18 protein-coding genes are annotated in these 17,489 nt (G+C 63.2%); 10 read left to right on the top strand and 8 right to left on the bottom strand.

Translation table 11 applies throughout. The features are described from left to right. The 4 genes from QZ571_RS13820 to QZ571_RS13805 form a co-directional block, all read right to left on the bottom strand. Positions 1 to 620 (bottom strand): hypothetical protein (locus tag QZ571_RS13820; RefSeq protein WP_295535977.1); only part of this gene is annotated, 620 nt, incomplete at its 3' end. 55 nt (positions 621 to 675) lie between these two features. After that, positions 676 to 810: an aa3-type cytochrome c oxidase subunit IV gene (locus QZ571_RS13815; RefSeq protein WP_295535974.1), complete on the bottom strand. Its 135-nt coding sequence runs from the start codon at positions 808 to 810 to the stop codon at positions 676 to 678. A gap of 61 nt (positions 811 to 871) precedes the next feature. Next, positions 872 to 1,921: an MBL fold metallo-hydrolase gene (locus QZ571_RS13810; RefSeq protein ID WP_295535971.1), complete on the bottom strand. Its 1,050-nt coding sequence runs from the start codon at positions 1,919 to 1,921 to the stop codon at positions 872 to 874. Then, positions 1,918 to 3,609, bottom strand: coding sequence for an acyl-CoA dehydrogenase (locus QZ571_RS13805; protein WP_295535968.1), 1,692 nt, complete (start codon positions 3,607 to 3,609; stop codon positions 1,918 to 1,920). The genes QZ571_RS13810 and QZ571_RS13805 overlap by 4 nt, the downstream gene beginning before the upstream one ends. A 121-nt stretch (positions 3,610 to 3,730) precedes the next feature. Here QZ571_RS13805 and QZ571_RS13800 point away from each other — a divergent pair, with 121 nt between their 5' ends. After that, positions 3,731 to 4,690: an L-threonylcarbamoyladenylate synthase gene (locus QZ571_RS13800; RefSeq protein WP_295535965.1), complete on the top strand. Its 960-nt coding sequence runs from the start codon at positions 3,731 to 3,733 to the stop codon at positions 4,688 to 4,690. Here QZ571_RS13800 and phnF read toward each other — a convergent pair. Next, positions 4,687 to 5,418 (bottom strand): phosphonate metabolism transcriptional regulator PhnF, encoded by a 732-nt coding sequence (gene phnF / locus QZ571_RS13795; protein ID WP_295535960.1) that lies wholly within the window; start codon positions 5,416 to 5,418, stop codon positions 4,687 to 4,689. The genes QZ571_RS13800 and phnF overlap by 4 nt on opposite strands. Positions 5,419 to 5,495: 77 nt before the next feature. On the opposite strand from phnF, the gene phnG reads away from it, so the two are divergent. Genes phnG through phnN form a run of 7 tightly spaced genes read left to right on the top strand, consistent with a single transcriptional unit; the run spans position 5,496 to position 10,473 of the window. Continuing rightward, entirely contained in the window at positions 5,496 to 5,936 is a 441-nt protein-coding gene (gene phnG / locus QZ571_RS13790) for a phosphonate C-P lyase system protein PhnG (protein WP_295535954.1), read from the top strand. Beyond that, positions 5,936 to 6,502, top strand: coding sequence for a phosphonate C-P lyase system protein PhnH (phnH, locus tag QZ571_RS13785; protein ID WP_295535951.1), 567 nt, complete (start codon positions 5,936 to 5,938; stop codon positions 6,500 to 6,502). The genes phnG and phnH overlap by 1 nt, the downstream gene beginning before the upstream one ends. Further along, complete coding sequence (locus QZ571_RS13780; RefSeq protein WP_295535947.1) at positions 6,503 to 7,591, top strand: carbon-phosphorus lyase complex subunit PhnI; 1,089 nt, start codon at positions 6,503 to 6,505, stop codon at positions 7,589 to 7,591. After that, positions 7,588 to 8,457 (top strand): alpha-D-ribose 1-methylphosphonate 5-phosphate C-P-lyase PhnJ, encoded by an 870-nt coding sequence (locus QZ571_RS13775; RefSeq protein WP_295535944.1) that lies wholly within the window; start codon positions 7,588 to 7,590, stop codon positions 8,455 to 8,457. The genes QZ571_RS13780 and QZ571_RS13775 overlap by 4 nt, the downstream gene beginning before the upstream one ends. After that, positions 8,454 to 9,224 carry a phosphonate C-P lyase system protein PhnK gene (gene phnK, locus QZ571_RS13770; protein WP_295535941.1) on the top strand — a complete coding sequence of 257 codons (771 nt, stop codon included), beginning with the start codon at positions 8,454 to 8,456 and terminating at the stop codon, positions 9,222 to 9,224. The genes QZ571_RS13775 and phnK overlap by 4 nt, the downstream gene beginning before the upstream one ends. A gap of 5 nt (positions 9,225 to 9,229) precedes the next feature. Beyond that, positions 9,230 to 9,922, top strand: a complete 693-nt coding sequence (gene phnL / locus QZ571_RS13765; protein ID WP_295535939.1) for a phosphonate C-P lyase system protein PhnL — start codon at positions 9,230 to 9,232, stop codon at positions 9,920 to 9,922. Continuing rightward, positions 9,919 to 10,473 (top strand): phosphonate metabolism protein/1,5-bisphosphokinase (PRPP-forming) PhnN, encoded by a 555-nt coding sequence (gene phnN / locus QZ571_RS13760; protein ID WP_295535936.1) that lies wholly within the window; start codon positions 9,919 to 9,921, stop codon positions 10,471 to 10,473. Before phnL ends, phnN begins: the two co-directional genes overlap by 4 nt. Here phnN and QZ571_RS13755 read toward each other — a convergent pair. After that, on the bottom strand, positions 10,455 to 11,144 hold the full coding sequence (locus QZ571_RS13755) for a DUF1045 domain-containing protein (RefSeq protein WP_295535934.1): 690 nt from the start codon (positions 11,142 to 11,144) through the stop codon (positions 10,455 to 10,457). The genes phnN and QZ571_RS13755 overlap by 19 nt on opposite strands. Before the next feature lie 86 nt (positions 11,145 to 11,230). On the opposite strand from QZ571_RS13755, the gene QZ571_RS13750 reads away from it, so the two are divergent. Continuing rightward, positions 11,231 to 12,376, top strand: a complete 1,146-nt coding sequence (locus tag QZ571_RS13750; protein ID WP_295535932.1) for an alpha-D-ribose 1-methylphosphonate 5-triphosphate diphosphatase — start codon at positions 11,231 to 11,233, stop codon at positions 12,374 to 12,376. An 8-nt stretch (positions 12,377 to 12,384) separates the two neighbouring features. Here the strand turns inward: QZ571_RS13750 and QZ571_RS13745 are convergent, their stop codons facing one another. Beyond that, positions 12,385 to 14,886, bottom strand: coding sequence for an FAD-dependent oxidoreductase (locus QZ571_RS13745; protein WP_295535928.1), 2,502 nt, complete (start codon positions 14,884 to 14,886; stop codon positions 12,385 to 12,387). A gap of 290 nt (positions 14,887 to 15,176) precedes the next feature. Between QZ571_RS13745 and QZ571_RS13740 the strand changes: the two genes are divergently transcribed. Next, on the top strand, positions 15,177 to 16,250 hold the full coding sequence (locus tag QZ571_RS13740; protein WP_295535925.1) for a PRC-barrel domain-containing protein: 1,074 nt from the start codon (positions 15,177 to 15,179) through the stop codon (positions 16,248 to 16,250). An 82-nt stretch (positions 16,251 to 16,332) separates the two neighbouring features. Here the strand turns inward: QZ571_RS13740 and QZ571_RS13735 are convergent, their stop codons facing one another. Then, positions 16,333 to 17,319, bottom strand: a complete 987-nt coding sequence (locus QZ571_RS13735; protein WP_295535922.1) for a D-glycerate dehydrogenase — start codon at positions 17,317 to 17,319, stop codon at positions 16,333 to 16,335. Positions 17,320 to 17,489: the final 170 nt, after the last annotated feature.

Below are 17,489 nucleotides of genomic sequence, written 5' to 3'. Positions count from 1 at the left end.
GGAACGACGGTTTGTGGCTTTTCTTGCTGAATCATCAGCACGCCGGAATTATCATCGGGATCATCGTCATAATGATCTTTGCTGATCTCCCCCGGCAGTCTGTCGAACGCCTTGGACAGCTTGAGCGGCGAGAAGGTAAAGGGGATCTCGCCACGCAGCCAAGGCATGTCGCGCAGCGCGCTTGAGACCGAATCGGCGCACATCATCTTATTGACCGATCCGTTGCGCTCGACCCGCGCCATCAGCTGATCGGCCTGCGCCATCGTGATCGGGACTTTTTGCGAACGCACATACCAAGTTTCGCGGCTGTGATAGTCGATGTAGAATCTGCGCATCTTTTCGGTGATGCCGAAATGCACGTCGTTGCGTTCGGGTGCCCATGGGTGATTCCACGTGCCTGCAGGATCAAAGATGATCCGCTCACGCCCGTTGATCATCAAAGCCGAATGGCCGCCCGCGCCGGTTCGCGTGCTGATCACAGTGAACAGCGTCAGCGAAGGCGGCTCATCCGAGACGTAGCGATAGCGTGCCACATCCGCATCGGAGGCGTAGATATTGTCCGCACCACAGCCCGCCAGAAACAGCGGCAGCATCAGGCAGACGAGAAGCAGGCGCATCATCAGCCCGATCTCCCTTTCTGGTGATTTCCTTATTGGCTGAGCGCGCAGACGCGCCTCAGCCGTTCACCAGAGCGAGAAACACCAGAAACGCAATAATAACAATTACGGCAACGGTAACGAAGCGCGTAAATCCGGCGAATGTTCTCTCTTGGACACGGATATCCATTTCGCCCGGCTTATATTCGGCCATTGCACATCTCCCTTTTGTGCTGATCTCCCGATGCAAAACCTAGCCGAGCCTGCGCGCGCTGTCACGCCCCTTGATCGGCCAGCGCCCATTCCCATGCGCCATCGTCTCGCAGGGTGCGGGTGATCTCGCCGCGATGCCAAAGGTAGTTGAGATGGGCCATCGCCTCGACCAGTGCGAGACCATAGCTACCAGCGTCGATTTTGCGCTTGAAGAGCGGCGCGAAACACTCGCCCGCGACGCGTGGGGTCGTCAGGTGTTTGCGCAGCCGCGCCAGCCCGCCTTCGTGGTTTTCCACCATCTGGATCAGGCGCAGCGGCAGGCCGGTGAAGGGCAGCTTGTGGCCGGGTAACACGAGGTGGCGATCTTCGGCGATCTCAGAGAATCGCGCGCAAGAGGAGAGCCAATCGGTGAGCGGGTCTGCCTCGGGTTCGGTGGCGTAGACCCCCAGATTCGCAGAAATCGAGGGCAGCAATTGATCGCCCCCCAGCACCAGATCATCGTCACGCGAAAATAGCGTGGCATGTTCGGGCGCGTGACCATCGCCCATATACACGTCCCAATCGCGCCCGCCGATGGTGATGCAATCCCCCTCGACAATCCGCGTAAAGCCCAGCGGCAGCGGATGCACGCAATCGGCAAAGTTGAACGGGCGCTCATTGGCGCGCAGATCAAAGATGTCGGGGTCCATTCCGGCGCGGCGATAATAGTCCAGCGTCTCGGCGGCGGGGCGATCTTGCGGGTCCAGCACCAACATGCGCGCAAACAACCACGAAGTGCGCGTGGTCACCAACTCGGCCCCCTGCGCCTGCAGCCAGCCTGCAAGGCCAATGTGGTCGGGGTGGTAATGCGTGACCAGCACGCGCGTCACCGGCTTGCCCGCCAGCACCCCATCGAGCGCGGCTTGCAGCGTGGCGCGACATTTGCGCGTGTCGATACCCGGATCGACCAGCGTCCAGCCATCACCATCATCCAGCGCAAAGCAGTTGACGTGATCCAGCGCCATCGGCAGCGGCAAGCGCAGCCAGATCACGCCCGGCGCGACCTCGATCCCCTCACCGGGCGCGGGGGGCTCGGGCCAAGGATAGCGGATGCCGGCGCTTTCGCCCCTCATGCCCCGAGATCTTCGACCGAGAGCGCATAGAGCCCCTCAGCCCCTTCACGCGCCTCCAGCAGACCTGCGGCGTAAAGCGGCATCAAGCGGCGGATATAGACGGCGGCCAGATGCCCGCGCGCCGAATTGCGCCCCTCGGCCATCGCGGCGCGCAGGTGGTAATAGCCCCCCAGCACGCGCGCGAAAGCATCGAGATAGGGCACCGCCCCCGCAAAGCGGTCTTGCATACCCTGCTTGAGCATCCATTCGGTATGTTCGCGCAGCGCCTCGGCGGCTTGCCAGACATCCTCGGCCAGCACCGGGAAATCGCCGCGCGCGGATTGCGCCTCGTCCTCGACCTCTTGCAGCAGACGGCAGGCGGCAGCGCCGTCATCCATCATCTTGCGCCCCACCAGATCCATCGCCTGAATGCCGTTGGTGCCCTCGTAAATCGCGCTGACACGCACGTCGCGGGCATATTGTGCCGCGCCGGTTTCCTCGATGAACCCCATACCGCCATGCACCTGAATGCCGCGATCGGCCACGCGAATGCCCACATCGGTGCCGTAAGCCTTGGCAATCGGGGTCAGCAAGGCTGCGCGGGCCTCCCAGCCGTCCTTGCCCGTGGCCCGCCCCATATCAAGCGCCACCGCGCAGGCCAGCGCGATCGAGCGGGCGGCGAAAATCTCGGCCTTCATCTCGGCCAGCATCCGGCGCACATCGGCGTGTTCAATGATCGGCGCGAATTGCACACGGTCCTTGGCATAGGAAAGCGCCTGCTGATAGGCGGCCTCGGCCACGCCGATACCTTGCGCCCCCACGTTCAGACGGGCGTTGTTCATCATCGTGAACATCGCCGCCATGCCCTTGTTTTCCGCGCCAACCAGCCAACCGGTCGCGCCCTCATAGCTCATGACGCAAGTGGGCGAGGCGTGAAGGCCCAGCTTATGTTCTAGCGAAATCACCTTGAGGGAGTTGGCGACGCCGGGCTTGCCGTTATCGTCGGGAATGTATTTCGGCACCATGAAAAGGCTGATGCCCTTGGTGCCGGGTGCGGCATCGGGCAGACGCGCCAGCACCAGATGGCAGGTGTTTTCAAACACATCCGAGTCGCCCCAGGTGATGAAAATCTTCTGTCCGGTGATCGCGTAAGTGCCATCGCCATTGGGTTCTGCCTTGGTGCGCAGCGCGCCGACATCGGAACCCGCGCTTGGCTCGGTCAGGTTCATCGTGCCTGACCATTCCCCCGAAATCAGCTTGGGCAGATACAGATCCTTGATCGCATCGCTTGCGTGATGTTCCAGCGCCTCGATCTGGCCCTGCGTGAGCAGCGGACAGAGTTGCAGTGACAGGTTCGCCCCCGACAGCATGTCGTTGAAGCCCACGTTCAGCGTTTGCGGCAGGCCCATTCCGCCGTGATCGGGGCGTGCGGCGATGCCGACCCACCCCCCCTCGGCCAGCGCGCCCAGCGCCTCTTTGAAACCGGGCGAGGCCCGCACGACGCCGTTTTCCAGCTTGGCGGGGTGCAGGTCGCCCGAGCGATTGGTCGGCGCGATCACCTCGTCACACAACCGCCCGGCCTCAGTCAGGATCGCCTCGATCATGTCGGGCGTGGCCTCGGCGAACAGCTCGGTGTCAGACACCGGCGCGATCGGCACGACGTGGTCCAGAATGAAGCGGATATCGGCAACGGGTGAGCGGTAGGTCATGGGTCTCCTCCGAGGGGCGGCTTGGCAAAGGCCCCGCCCGCGTCTATGTCCTGTCAGCGTTGCTACCACCCTACCCGAGCCCCGCATCCCTTCAACCTCAACGCTGCGTCACGATTTCGCCATGAGCCATGAAACCCAAATCCTGACGCCCGATGCTGCGGGCTATGCCGAGGCGGCCAAGCTGCTGGCGGCCGGTGAACTGGTGGCGATGCCGACCGAGACGGTCTACGGGCTGGCGGGCGATGCGCGCAATGATCACGCGGTGGCAGCGATCTTTGCGGCCAAGGGGCGGCCTCAGTTCAACCCGCTGATCGTGCATGTCGCCGATCTGACGATGGCTGAACAGATCGCGGTATTTTCCGATACGGCGCGCGCGCTGGCGCAGGCGTTTTGGCCCGGACCGCTGACGCTGGTTCTGCCGCTGCGCATGGGCTGCGGGATCAGCGATCTGGTCACAGCCGGCAATGACAGCGTGGCGATCCGCCTGCCCGCCCATCCCGTGGCGCGCGGATTGCTGAGCGCATTTGGCGGCCCGCTTGCCGCGCCTTCGGCCAACCCCTCGGGCAAGATCAGCCCGACCACGGCGCGCCATGTGCTGGATGGGCTTGGCGGCAAGATCGCGGCGGTGATCGATGGCGGCGCTTGCGAAGTCGGGGTCGAATCGACGATCCTGTCGCTTGATCCGCCGCGCCTGTTGCGCCCCGGAGGCTTGCCCGCCGAGGCGCTCGAGGCCGCTTTGGCGCAGCCGATTGCCAGCGGGGGCGACGCGGCCAAGCCGAATGCGCCGGGACAGTTGGTGTCGCATTATGCGCCGGGCGCGCAGGTGCGCATGAACGCGGACGCGGCGCAGGCGGGTGAGGTTTACATCGGTTTTGGCCCAAGTGAGCAGGCCGATCTGACGCTGTCGCCAAGCGGCGATATGGTTGAAGCCGCCGCCAATCTGTTTGCCAGCCTGCGTGCCGCTGATGATTTGGCCCAAGCACGCGGCGCGACCTGCATCGCCATCGCCCCGATCCCCAATCACGGGCTGGGCCGCGCAATCAACGACCGGCTGCGCCGCGCCAGCGCTCCGCGCGATTAATCCGCGCCCCCTTGTTCGGGGGTCATGGAGAGCGCGACGCGATCCCCGGCAAACCAGCTGATGCCGAACTCCACCGGCACACCGTCTGGATCGACATTCACCGCTTCGGTGCGCAACAGCGGCGCGCCTTCGGGCAGCTTCATCTGCCCCGCGCGCGTGCCCGTTGCCAAACATGCCGTGACGCGGGTCGAGGCGCGGATGTAATCCCCCAGACCCTGCTCGCGCAGCGCCGCTGTGACCGATGTGAGACGGCCTAGCGCCTGCGCCAGATCGGGAAAGCGCGCGGCGGGGAACACCGAACGAAACTGCGCCAAGGGTAGGCCGTCGCCCAAGGAAATTCCCTCATAAACATGCACCATCGAACCGGGTGCCAGCGCCAGCGCCTCGGCCTCGTCAGCGCGCGCGGGGCGGGTCTCGATCCGGCTGATCTCGCGCGAGGGGGTGCGCCCGGAAGCGATGATATTTTGCTGAAACCGCACCCGCCGCCCAATCGGATACTCGGCTTGCGGGGCTGTGGCCACGAACACCCCCGCGCCGCGCCGCGAGACCACCAGCCCTTCTTCGGCCAGCGCGCCAAGCGCGTGGCGCACGGTGTGGCGATTGACCCCGAAACGCGCCGAAAGCTGCGCCTCGGTCGGCAGCTTGGACGCCGCCGGATACAGACCCTGCGCAATCTCGCCGCGCAAAGTGTCTGAAATCTGACGCCAAATCGGACTGCGTTGTGTCATCGAAGTTTCACTTGCCCTTTGGAGGAGAATCGCGTGATATTTGTCTAGTTGTATAGAAACCTAGACAAATCGGCAAGATGTCCAAACTCACTCCACAGCAAGATGCGCGACGCAATCGCATGGGTCTTTTGGCGCGCGCAAACCCGGCGCGGCTGGCGCAGATTATGCCAGAGATGCCCAAGCATAACGTCCTGCGCGCGCCCGAGACGGGTGCGGTGATGGTGCGCGGGCGCACGGGGGCCAGCGGCGCGCCGTTCAATCTGGGCGAGATGACGGTGACGCGCTGCACGCTGACGCTAGAGGATGGCACAGTGGGGCACGCCTATGTGCAGGGGCGCGACAAAGATCATGCGCTGCGCGCGGCGTTGCTGGATGCGCGGATGGAACATGGCGATGCTGAAGCGTCTAAGGTGCTGGAAACACTGCGCCTTGAAGAGATCGCTCGCCGCCAGAAACGCGCCGAGAAAGCCGCCGCCACAAAGGTCGAATTTTTCACGATGGTGCGGGGGGAAGATTGATGCAATCCGAACTGTCAGGCGGTTTTACGCAGGCCCCGCAACAGGCGGCACAGGCGTTTCGCGCCTGTCTTGAGGCAATGGCGCGTCCGGGCCAGGTGCAGGCCATCCGCGGCGCGGCCCCACCTGCCCCGCTCTCGCCCGCTGCGGGGGCCGTTTTGTTGACGCTGGTCGATCAGGCCGTGACGCTGCATCTTGCCCCTTCGCATGACACGCCCGCCATCCGCGCCTGGGTCGCGTTTCATTGCGGCGCGCAGCTGGTGGATGCCGAGCAGGCCGATTTCGCACTTGGCACTTGGGCGGCGCTTGGCCCGATCGAGCGTTTCGCGATTGGCACGCCGGACTATCCCGATCGCTCGGCCACGCTGATTGTCGAGATGGCAGCGTTTGGCGCGGCCAATGCGCGCCTGAGCGGGCCGGGGATTGCCTCGGTGCAAGAGGCGGACCTGCCCGCGATTCCCGCGATCCAGCAAAACCACGCACAGTTTCCGCTGGGGCTGGATTTTCTGCTGTGCAGCGGGGCGCAGGTGTTCGGCCTGCCGCGCTCAACCAAGGTGGAGGCGCTATAGATGTATGTCGCAACCAAAGGTGGCGAGCGCGCGATTGAGGCGGCGCATGCCTGGCTGGCCGAGGAACGCCGGGGCGATCCGGCCGTGCCCGAGCTGTCCCTGGCCCAAATTCGCGAGCAGATGGCCCTGGCAGTGAACCGGGTGATGGCGGAGGGCTCGCTGTTTGATCCCGACCTTGCGGCGCTGGCGATCAAGCAGGCGCGCGGCGATCTGATCGAGGCGATTTTCCTGATCCGTGCCTATCGCACCACCCTGCCCCGGTTCGGCGCAAGCCTGCCCATCGCGACCGAGGATATGGCGATCACGCGCCGGGTTTCCGCCACGTTCAAGGATATTCCCGGCGGGCAGATCTTGGGGCCAACGTTCGACTACACCCACCGTCTGCTCGATTTCAAACTGGCGGCCGAGGGTGCGCCCGTGCCCACGGCAGCATGCAAACCCGCCGATGCCAACCCCGCGCCCCATATCCTTGCGCTGCTGGATCGCGATGAGCTGATGGAACCGCTGGAGCACAGTGACGCAACGCCCCCCGATCTGACCCGCGAGCCGTTGGAAATGCCCGCAGAGCGCGCCTTGCGCTTGCAGGCACTGACGCGCGGCGATGAGGGGTTCGTGCTGTCGATGGCCTATTCGACGCAGCGCGGCTATGGGCGCACCCATGCCTTTGTGGGGGAATTGCGCATTGGCCGTTGCGCGGTGGAAATGGATATCCCCGAACTGGGATTCAGCGTCGAGATTGGCGAGGTCGAACTGAGCGAATGTGAGACCGTGAACCAGTTCACCGGATCGAAAACCGAGCCACCGCAATTCACCCGTGGTTACGGGCTGGTGTTTGGGCAAAACGAGCGCAAGGCGATCTCAATGAGCCTCGTGGACCGCGCTTTGCGTTGGCAGGAGCTGGGTGAGGACGACACCGGAGCGCCTGCGCAGGACGCTGAATTTGTGCTCTATCACTGTGACAACATTCAGGCGACGGGCTTTCTTGAGCATATCAAGCTGCCCCATTACGTCGATTTCCAATCGGAACTCGAACTGATCCGCCGCCTGCGCCGCGACGCCAAAGCCCCCCAGCAGGAGGCCGCGCAATGAGCGATCAGGCCTATAATTTCGCCTATCTCGACGAGGCCACGAAACGCATGATCCGGCGCGCGATTCTCAAGGGGTTGGCGGTGCCGGGCTATCAGGTGCCTTTCGCCAGCCGCGAGATGCCGATGCCCTATGGCTGGGGCACCGGCGGCGTGCAGGTGACCGCCGCCTGCCTGACGCCTGAAGATACGCTCAAGGTGATTGATCAGGGTGCGGATGACACGACCAACGCAGTCTCGATCCGCACGTTTTTTGAACGCACGGCGGGGGTGGCGACCACCACGCAGACCGCGCAGGCCAGCGTCATTCAGACCCGCCACCGCATTCCAGAAGAGCCACTGCGCGCAGGGCAAATCCTTGTCTATCAGGTGCCGATCCCGGAACCGCTGCGCTTTCTTGAGCCGCGCGAAAGCGAGACCCGCAAGATGCATGCGCTGGAGGAATACGGGCTGATGCATGTGAAACTTTACGAGGATATCGCGCGCCATGGCGAGATTTCGACCGCCTATGCCTATCCGGTGCGCGTTGAGGGGCGCTATGTGATGGACCCCTCGCCCATCCCGAAATTCGACAACCCCAAGCTGGGCAATTGCCCCGCGATCCAGCTGTTTGGCGCCGGACGCGAACAGCGCATCTACGCGCTGCCGCCCTATTGCGACGTGGTCAGCCTTGATTTTGAGGACCACCCCTTCACCCCGTCCAAGGCCGATCACGATTGCGATCTGTGTGGCTGTGCCACGAGCTATCTCGACGAGGTGATCACCGACGATCAGGGCGGGCGGATGTTTGTCTGCTCGGACACGGATTTCTGCGAAACGCGGCGCGACGCGGGCCATCGCGGGCGGCTCTCGCCGGAGGAAACGGCATGAAGGATCTGCGCGACACCCCGCTTTTGGTCGTCGAAGACCTGAGCAAACGCTACGGCGCGCGCATCGGCTGTGTCGATGTCAGCTTTGATCTGTGGCCCGGCGAGGTGCTGGGGATCGTGGGCGAAAGCGGGTCGGGCAAGTCGACATTGCTGAGCTGTCTGGCCGGGCAACTGGCCCCCGATACGGGGCGCGTGCTGTATCAAGGGCACGACACGCTGGAGATGGGTGAGCCGCAGCGCCGCACGCTTGCGCGCACCGACTGGGCCTTTGTGCATCAAAACCCGCGCGACGGATTGCGCATGGGCGTGTCTGCGGGCGGCAATGTGGGCGAGCGGCTGATGGCAGTGGGCGCGCGCAATTACGGCGCGATCCGCGAGGCCGCGACGGACTGGCTGGGACGGGTCGAAATTGACGCCACGCGCATTGACGACCGCCCGCGCCAGTTCTCGGGCGGGATGCAGCAACGCCTACAGATCGCGCGCAATCTGGTGACTGCGCCCAAGCTGGTGTTCATGGATGAGCCGACCGGGGGCCTGGATGTCAGCGTTCAGGCGCGGCTGCTGGACCTGCTACGCGGGTTGGTGCGCGACATGGGACTGTCGGTGATTTTGGTAACGCATGATCTGGCCGTAGCGCGGCTGCTGGCGGATCGGTTAATGGTGATGCAGGGCGGGCATGTGATCGAACAGGGGCTGACCGATCAGGTTCTGGACGATCCGCAAGCGCCCTATACGCAGCTTCTCGTGTCCTCTGTGTTGCAGGTGTAAATCCGATGATCGAGATCAAAAACCTCTGTAAATCCTTCACTTTGCACAACCAAGGCAGCGCGGTGATTCCGGTCATGACGGGGGCGCATCTGCGCGTCGCTCCGGGGGAATGCGTGGCGCTGACGGGCGCTTCGGGGGCCGGAAAATCCACGCTGATGCGGATGATCTGGGGCAATTATCTGGCCGCCTCTGGCGTGATCCGGGTGGGGGATCTGAATGTGGCGCAGGCCTCTGCACGCGAGATCATCGCGCTGCGCCGCGACACCTTGGGCTATGTCAGCCAGTTCCTGCGCGTGGTGCCGCGCGTGCCCACCTTGCGTGTCGTGGCCGAGCCGCTTTTGGCGCTTGGCACGCCCGAGGCGCAAGCCGAGGCGCGCGCAATGGACCTGCTGGAGCGGCTCAATATCCCGCAGCGCCTTTGGCAGCTTTCCCCCACCACGTTTTCGGGCGGTGAACAGCAGCGGGTGAATATTGCGCGCGGCTTTGCCCACCCCTACCCCGCGCTGTTGCTTGATGAGCCGACGGCCTCGCTGGATGGGGCGAACCGCGCGGTGGTGCTGGATTTGATCGCAGCCGCCAAGGCGCGCGGGGCCGCGATCGTCGGGATTTTCCACGACGAGGCCGCGCGGGCGCAAATCTGTGATCGCGAGGTCGATGTCACCGCCTTTACGCCGATGCCTGCGGGCGTTGCGCCATGACGCAAGGGGGCAAAACGGGGCGCTTGGTGGCGGTGGTCGGGGCGTCGGGCGTGGGCAAGGATACGCTGATCCGTGCGGCCATGCAGCACGACCCCGCCTTGCATTGGGCGCGCCGCGCGATCACGCGTCCGGCCTCGGGCAGTGAGCCGTTTGAGCCGTTAAGCGAAGCCGAATTTGACGCGCGTCTTGCGGCTGATGCGTTCGCATTGCAGTGGCACGCCCATGGCCTGCGCTATGGGATTTCACACGCGGAACTCGCCCCGCTGCATCACGGGCAGATGGTGATTTTCAACGGCTCACGCGCCGCATTGGCCGAGGCTTGGGCGCAATATCCCGCGTTGCATGTGATCGAAATCACCGCCCCCGATGCGCTGCGCACCGAACGGCTGGCGGCGCGCGGACGCGAAAGCACGGCGCAGATTGCGGCACGCATCACAAGGCGCGTCGCCGCGCTCCCCGACGGTCTGCCGCTGCACCAAGTCTGCAATGATGGCAGCCAAGAGACCGGTTTGCGCCGCTTTCAAGCCGCCCTTCAAGCGGTGAGGGCGTAGCGATGGATCAGGTGGAACCGACCGTCGCGCGCCTCGCCAAACAGGCAGAGATCGTCCATCGGATAGGGGCGCGTCAGATGCGGCGTGAAATAGGCCTGCGCGATGGGCAGCAGGGTGGCGCGATCCGCCTCACCCAGCGCGCCGCTCAGCGTCATGTGCATCTGATACTGTTCAAAAACATAAGGATAGCCAAAGCGCGTCAGCAGATCGCGTTGCCGCGCGCTCAGGCCGTCCGGATCGCGCTTAGCGATTTGCGCAGGCGTCAGCGGTGCGCGCAGCCCCTCAAGCCCTTCAACGACGCGCGCGGCCATGGCCTGCAAAGCGGTGACATCGCCGACGGGGCGCAGCGCGAGGAAATTGCCCAACGCGGCAACCTCCAGCCCGGCCAAATCGACCGGGGCCACATCCTGCGCCAAGCCCGCAAGCGCGGCTGCCAGATCATCGCGCGTAACCCCTGCCGCCAGCGCGAAGGGGGCCTTGATCGTGGCGTGAAAGCCGTATTTGCGCGGCGTCTCGGTCAGCTCGGCCAAGGGGCGGGGCAGCGCGTCGAGCGTGGGATGAGGGCTTGCGATACCATTCACCGCGTCCCAGCCCAGCCATTGCGCACCCGCCTTGGCCAGCCCCGGATCGCGGGGCGCATGATAGATTGCAAATCGTTGAAATTCCGTCATGAGCCTGTTCTGCCAGCTTTGTGGTGCACGCATATGACACTCCCCCACGCCCCCATCAAACGCAACCCCGTCCATCGGAGCCCGAGATGACCGACACGATCCTCGCCAATGCCACGCTTGTTCTGCCAGATGAGGTGATCATCGGTTCACTGCTGATCCGCGATGGTGAGATTGCACAAATCGACGCCGGCGCGGGCGTGCCCAACGGTGCGATGGATTGCGGCGGCGATCTGGTGATGCCCGGCTTGATCGAGCTGCACACCGACAATCTGGAACGCCATATCGAGCCGCGCCCAAAGGTGAACTGGCCCCATGGCGCGGCGATCATCGCCCATGACGCCGAGCTGGCCTCGGTCGGGATCACCACGGTGTTTGACGCGCTGCGGGTGGGCTCGATTGCGGGCAAAAGCGCGCGCACGGATTATCTTGAATATGCCCGCCCCTTAGCCACTGAGATTCTGGATTTGCGCGCGCGCGAGGCGTTGCGCATCAGCCATTTCCTGCACCTGCGCGCCGAGGCCTGTTCCGAAACCCTGATTGAGGAACTGGCGAAATTTGGCCCCGAGGATCGCGTCGGAATCGTCAGCCTGATGGATCACACACCGGGCGAGCGCCAGTTTCGCGACCTGAGCAAGCTGCGCGAATATGTCTGCGGCAAACATGGCTTGAAGGACTCGGAATTTGAGGCCCATGTCGCCGATCAAATCGCGCTGAAAAACCGCCTTGGCGCAGGTCATCTAAAGGCGGCGATTGCGGCGGCGGCGCGCTATGGCGCGGTGCTGGCCAGCCATGACGACACCACCGCCGAGCAGGTTGCGCAATCGCGCGCGCAAGGGGTGCATTTCGCGGAATTCCCCACCACCTTCGAGGCCGCGCAGGCCTGTCGCGACAACGGCATCGCGGTGATGATGGGGGCGCCGAACCTGATCCGGGGTGGCTCGCATTCGGGCAATGTGGCAGCTCAGGATCTGGCCCGCGCCGATCTGCTCGATGTCGTGTCCTCCGATTATGTGCACTCGGCGATGCTGTCGGGCGCGCTGCTGCGGGGCGAGCTTTGTGGCGATATGCAGCTCGGCGTAGGCACCCTCACGTCAGCCCCGGCGGCGGGAGTGGGGCGACACGTGCGCGCGGGGCTCGAGATCACCACGCGGTCCGGTGACAGGCGGGGTGTGCGTGGATGGCGGCCCGGCGCGCTGCGCGGCACTTGGGTCAAGGGGCAGCGCGTGGCCTGAGCCCGCGCCTACCCGTCGATGCGGATGCGCGCGTTGGCGGGGTCATAGGGGCTGTCCTCGGTCACGACCGCATCCCATTCCTTGAGGAACATCTTGACCTTGAGCTTGGTCCCCGGTTCCGCCAAATCGGGGCGCACATAGCCCATGCCGATCTGCTGCCCAAAGGCAACCGAATAGCCCCCCGAGGTCAGCCGCCCGACCTTTTCGCCGTTCAGCAACAGCGCCTCTTTGCCCCAAGGATCGCTGTCATCAGGGCCATCAATCAGCAGCGTCACACATTTGGAGCGGATACCGGTATCAATCATCGCCTGCTTGCCGGTGAAGTCCTTGGACAGATCGATGAAGCGATCCAGACCGGCCTCTTGCGGGGTGGCATCGCGGCCCAGCTCATTGCCAAAGGCGCGATAGGATTTTTCCTGACGCAACCAGTTTTGCGCCCGCGCACCGACCAGTTTCAGCCCGTGCTTTTCGCCTGTCTTAAGCAGCAGATCCCAAAGGTAGCGCGACATCTCTATGGGGTGGTGCAGTTCCCAACCCAGTTCGCCCGTATAGGCCACGCGCACAGCGCGCACCGGGCACATGCCAAGTTCAATGTTGCGCATCGAAAGCCACGGGAAGCGCTTGTTGGACAGCGCCGTTTCGGGCTGCGCATCCTTGACGGTCTCGGCCAGAATGGCGCGCGCATTCGGGCCTGCTAGCGCGAACACGCCCCATTGCGTAGTGATGTCGTGGCACTCGACATAGGCGCCGCCCTCGGTGCGAAAATCCTCGATGGACTGGCGCAGGAAATCGCCATCGTAAGCAGCCCAAGCCCCGGCGGAGATCAGGTAATATTCATCCTCGCCCAGCCGAACGATGGTATATTCGGTGCGCGTCGTGCCCGCCTTGGTCAGCGCGTAGGTGAGGTTGATCCGGCCCACCTTCGGCAGCTTGTTGCAGGTGAAGCGGTCAAGAAACGCGGTTGCGCCGGGGCCGCGCACGAGATGCTTGGCAAAGGCCGTCGCGTCGATCAGCCCGGCGGTTTCGCGGATCGCTTCGGCTTCGGATTTGGCATGCGCCCACCACGCGCCGCGGCGGAAAGAGCGCGCATCGTGATCGAAATGCGCGGGCGCGTTGAGCGGGCCGTAATAGTTCGGGCGCTCCCAACCATTGACCTGCCCCATCTGCGCGCCCGCCGCGATCTGGCGGTCGTAATTGGGCGCTGTGCGCAAGGGGCGGCAGGCTTCGCGCTCTTCGTCGGGGTGATGCAGGATGAAGACATGCTCGTAGCATTCCTCGTTCTTGCGCGCGGCATATTCGGTGGTCATCCAGTTGCCGTAGCGCTTGGGATCGAGGCTCGCCATGTCGATCTCGGCCTCGCCCTGCGTCATGAGCTGCGCAAGGTAATAGCCCGTGCCGCCCGCCGCCGTGATGCCGAAACTAAACCCCTCGGCCAGCCACATATTGCGCAGCCCCGGCGCGGGACCGACCAGCGGGTTGCCATCGGGCGTATAGCAGATCGGGCCGTTGAAATCGTCCTTCAGGCCGACCTCTTCCGAGCTGGGCAGGCGATGGATCATCGACATGTATTCTTCTTCGATCCGCTCCAGATCAAGCTGGAACAGGTCGGCGCGGAAGCTTTCGGGCACGTCATATTCGAACCGCGCGGGGGCGCCCCGCTCATATGGCCCCAAAATCCAGCCGCCGCGTTCCTCGCGCACATACCATTTCGCATCGGCATCGCGCAGAACCGGGTGTTCGGGATTGCCCTCGGCACGCCATTTCACCAGCGCGGGATCGGGTTCGGTGACGATGAACTGGTGCTCGACCGGAATCGCGGGGATCTTGATGCCCAGCAGCCGCGCGGTGCGCTGCGCATGATTGCCCGTGCAGGTCACGACATGCTCGGCGTGGATCTCGATCTCTTCGCCCGAGGGCACCAGACGGTTGCCCTTTTCCACCATTTTTTCCAGCGTCACGACCCATTCCGAGCCGGTCCAGCGATAAGCGTTGACCTGCAGCTTGCGCGCGATCTCGGCCCCGTGCTGGCGTGCGCCCTTGGCCATCGCCTGAGTCACATCGGCGGGGTTGATATAGCCATCTTGGGGATGAAACAGCGCGCCTTTGAGGTCATCGGTGCGCAAGAGCGGCCAACGATCCTTCATCTGCGCAGGCGTCAGGAATTCATGGTGAACCCCGGCGGTTTCGGCCACCGAGGAATAGAGCATGTATTCATCCATGCGCGCATCGGTTTGCGCCATGCGCAGGTTGCCCACCACCGCGAAACCGGCATTCAGCCCCGTCTCGGCCTCAAGGCTTTTGTAGAAATCGACCGAGTATTTGTGGATATGGGTCGTTGCGTAGCTCATGTTGAACAACGGCAGCAGGCCCGCAGCATGCCATGTCGAGCCCGAGGTCAGCTCGTCACGCTCGACCAGAAGCGTGTCCCACCCGGCCTTGGCCAGATGATAGGCGACACCGCAGCCCACCGCGCCACCGCCGACGACCAAAGCTTTGACATGGGTTTTCATAGCGGTGACTCCTGCAGGTTGCTTACGCGAACAATGCCCCTTTTCACCGCGCGCGCAATCCGTTGCAGCCGACATTCGCGCGACAAAAACGACATGGGCGTATGATGGCGCCGGCTTTGGGATGTCACGCCGCGATGGGGCGTGGGGCGCAAAAAGTTCCCTCAAAAAGAGAAAATATTTCACATCCTCGCACAGGAACTGTGCAGCGATCCACGTGTTGAGAGCACATCCAAGGGCAACGGCGCGCCAAATTGCGCCACCGCCCGACAGACTTCTTAAGGGAGAAGATGATGAAAAAGCTAGTCACAACCACCGCAATCGGCCTTATGCTTGCGCTGCCCGTTTCCGTGCAAGCGCAAACCAGCACCAACGGAACTGCCAACACCGGTTCCGCGCAGGTCAACGTACAGGCCAACAGCACCTCCGACATGTTCTTTAAGGTGATTCCGCATTCGATCACCGCCTCGGACCTGATTGGCAAACGGGTTTATGTCTCGGAAAAAGACATGAGCACGAGTAAGCCGATCAAAGCTGCGGATCAGAACTGGAATGATATCGGTGAAGTCAGCGATGTCGTGCTTGGCATGGATGGCAGCGTGAATGCCGTTCTTGTCGATGTCGGCGGGTTCCTTGGCATGGGCGAGAAGACCGTCGCAATCTCGATGAATTCGCTGAGCCTGGTCCCCGATGGCGACACGGAAAACTCATATTTCGTCGTGGTGAAAGGCGACAAGGCGATGTTGGATAATGCGCCTGCCTTTGATGGCAATATGAGCAAACAGCTGATGGATTCGAGCCAAACCGAAGCCTCCGCGATGGAAAACACGGCCGCGACGGCTGCATCCAAGGCCAAAGCTGGCATGGAGCAGACGGGCGACAATGCCAAGGCAATGGCCACCAACGCCGCAGAGAAATCCAAGCAAATGGCCTCTGACACCGGGCAAGCCGTGAAAAATGCTGCGGATAAAGCGGGTGAGGCCACCAAAGATGCGGCTGCGAAAACCGGTTCGGCGCTTGATAACGCCGTCGATTCGACCGCCGCTGCGGTGGGCATGGCGGGTCAGGCCGATGCCAAGAGTGGCGTGGCTGTCGATATCGCAACGGTCGATGCCGACTCGCTGCATGGCGAAGGCGTCTATGGCCCCAATGACGACAAGGTCGGCGATATCTCGAAGCTTGTGAAATCCTCGGATGGCAAGTTGAGCGGTGTTGTGATCGATGTCGGTGGCTTTATCGGGATCGGCGCGAAACCGGTCGAGATCAAGGCCAGCCAGTTGACCGTTCTGAAAAACGACACCTCGATTACGGTGCACACTGACCTGACCGAAGAGCAGTTGAAATCGCTGCCGAAATACGAGGAGTAATCGCCTTTCGCGATGACTTGAACAGCGTGTAACGCGTTAGATTGCGAAGGCCCCGAGAGCGATCTCGGGGCCTTTTGCTGCCTTAAACCATTGCGGGCACAACCAAGTCCGGCGGGCGATGCCCATCGGCGAAGGTCTTGATATTGATCAAAACTTTCTCGCCCATCTCGACGCGCCCCTCAACCGTGGCCGAGCCCATATGCGGCAACAGCACCACGTTTTTCAGTGCGCGCAGACGGGGATTGATCTCGGCGCCATGTTCGAACACATCCAGCCCCGCCCCACCCAGATCGCCCGCGCGCAAGGCCCGCGTCAGCGCGTTTTCATCGATCACCTCGCCGCGCGAGGTGTTCACGATCACCGCCTCGGGCTTCATCATTTGCAAGCGGCGCGCGTTGAGCAGATGAAAGGTCGAGGGCGTATGCGGGCAGTTCACCGAGATCACATCCATCCGCGACACCATCTGATCGAGGCTCTCCCAATAGGTCGCCTCGAATTCGGCCTCGATATCAGGATGCAGCTTTTTGCGGTTGTGATAGTGGATCTGCATGCCGAAAGCGCGCGCACGCCGCGCCACGGCCTGCCCGATCCGCCCCATTCCGAGAATGCCCAGCCGCTTGCCACCAATCCGGTGGCCCATGAACGCCGTGGGCGCCCAGCCCTGCCAATCGCCGCTTTGCATATGCGCCAACCCTTCGGGGATGCGCCGGGTGACGGCCAGAATCAGCGCCATCGTCATATCGGCGGTGTCTTCGGTGACAACACCGGGCGTATTGGCGACCAAAACCCCACGTTGGCGCGCCGAGGACACGTCAATATGATCGACCCCCGCGCCGTAATTCGCGATCAGTTTCAGCCGCTCGCCAGCTTGCGCCAGCATGCTTGCATCGATCCGATCGGTGACGCACGGTACCAGCACATCGGCGCGTTTCATCGCATCGACAAGTTGCTCACGGCTCATTTTCGCGTCTTCGGCGCTCAGTTCGACCTCGAACAATTCCTTCATCCGGGTCTCGACGCTATCGGGCAAGCGTCGCGTCACGACAACACTTAGGCGCTCTGCGGGCATGTTGAGCCTCTCCTCTCTTCCAAAGCGGATCTCTTGGGTGCAAACTGACGCTCAACGGGGGCAGGCACAAGGCCCCGAACGAGCGAAAATGGCCCATTGCGACAGTATTGCGTAATTTTATTGCGCAGCCGCCGGAAACTACCGGTGGCGCTGGGACAAAGGCCGAGGGG

The organism is uncultured Thioclava sp. (assembly GCF_913064665.1).
In the GTDB taxonomy this organism is placed as follows: Bacteria; Pseudomonadota; Alphaproteobacteria; order Rhodobacterales; family Rhodobacteraceae; genus Thioclava; species Thioclava arctica.
This window is presented reverse-complemented; position numbering and strand designations above follow the sequence as displayed.

Bases quoted from the DNA above. Each gene is read 5' to 3' on its own strand.
- QZ571_RS13815 (WP_295535974.1), bottom strand. From the start codon at position 810: ATGGCCGAATATAAGCCGGGCGAAATGGATATCCGTGTCCAAGAGAGA.
- QZ571_RS13810 (WP_295535971.1), bottom strand. From the start codon at position 1,921: ATGAGGGGCGAAAGCGCCGGCATCCGCTATCCTTGGCCCGAGCCCCCC.
- QZ571_RS13805 (WP_295535968.1), bottom strand. From the start codon at position 3,609: ATGACCTACCGCTCACCCGTTGCCGATATCCGCTTCATTCTGGACCAC.
- QZ571_RS13800 (WP_295535965.1), top strand. From the start codon at position 3,731: ATGAGCCATGAAACCCAAATCCTGACGCCCGATGCTGCGGGCTATGCC.
- phnF (WP_295535960.1), bottom strand. From the start codon at position 5,418: ATGACACAACGCAGTCCGATTTGGCGTCAGATTTCAGACACTTTGCGC.
- phnG (WP_295535954.1), top strand. From the start codon at position 5,496: ATGTCCAAACTCACTCCACAGCAAGATGCGCGACGCAATCGCATGGGT.
- phnH (WP_295535951.1), top strand. From the start codon at position 5,936: ATGCAATCCGAACTGTCAGGCGGTTTTACGCAGGCCCCGCAACAGGCG.
- QZ571_RS13780 (WP_295535947.1), top strand. From the start codon at position 6,503: ATGTATGTCGCAACCAAAGGTGGCGAGCGCGCGATTGAGGCGGCGCAT.
- QZ571_RS13775 (WP_295535944.1), top strand. From the start codon at position 7,588: ATGAGCGATCAGGCCTATAATTTCGCCTATCTCGACGAGGCCACGAAA.
- phnK (WP_295535941.1), top strand. From the start codon at position 8,454: ATGAAGGATCTGCGCGACACCCCGCTTTTGGTCGTCGAAGACCTGAGC.
- phnL (WP_295535939.1), top strand. From the start codon at position 9,230: ATGATCGAGATCAAAAACCTCTGTAAATCCTTCACTTTGCACAACCAA.
- phnN (WP_295535936.1), top strand. From the start codon at position 9,919: ATGACGCAAGGGGGCAAAACGGGGCGCTTGGTGGCGGTGGTCGGGGCG.
- QZ571_RS13755 (WP_295535934.1), bottom strand. From the start codon at position 11,144: ATGACGGAATTTCAACGATTTGCAATCTATCATGCGCCCCGCGATCCG.
- QZ571_RS13750 (WP_295535932.1), top strand. From the start codon at position 11,231: ATGACCGACACGATCCTCGCCAATGCCACGCTTGTTCTGCCAGATGAG.
- QZ571_RS13745 (WP_295535928.1), bottom strand. From the start codon at position 14,886: ATGAAAACCCATGTCAAAGCTTTGGTCGTCGGCGGTGGCGCGGTGGGC.
- QZ571_RS13740 (WP_295535925.1), top strand. From the start codon at position 15,177: ATGAAAAAGCTAGTCACAACCACCGCAATCGGCCTTATGCTTGCGCTG.
- QZ571_RS13735 (WP_295535922.1), bottom strand. From the start codon at position 17,319: ATGCCCGCAGAGCGCCTAAGTGTTGTCGTGACGCGACGCTTGCCCGAT.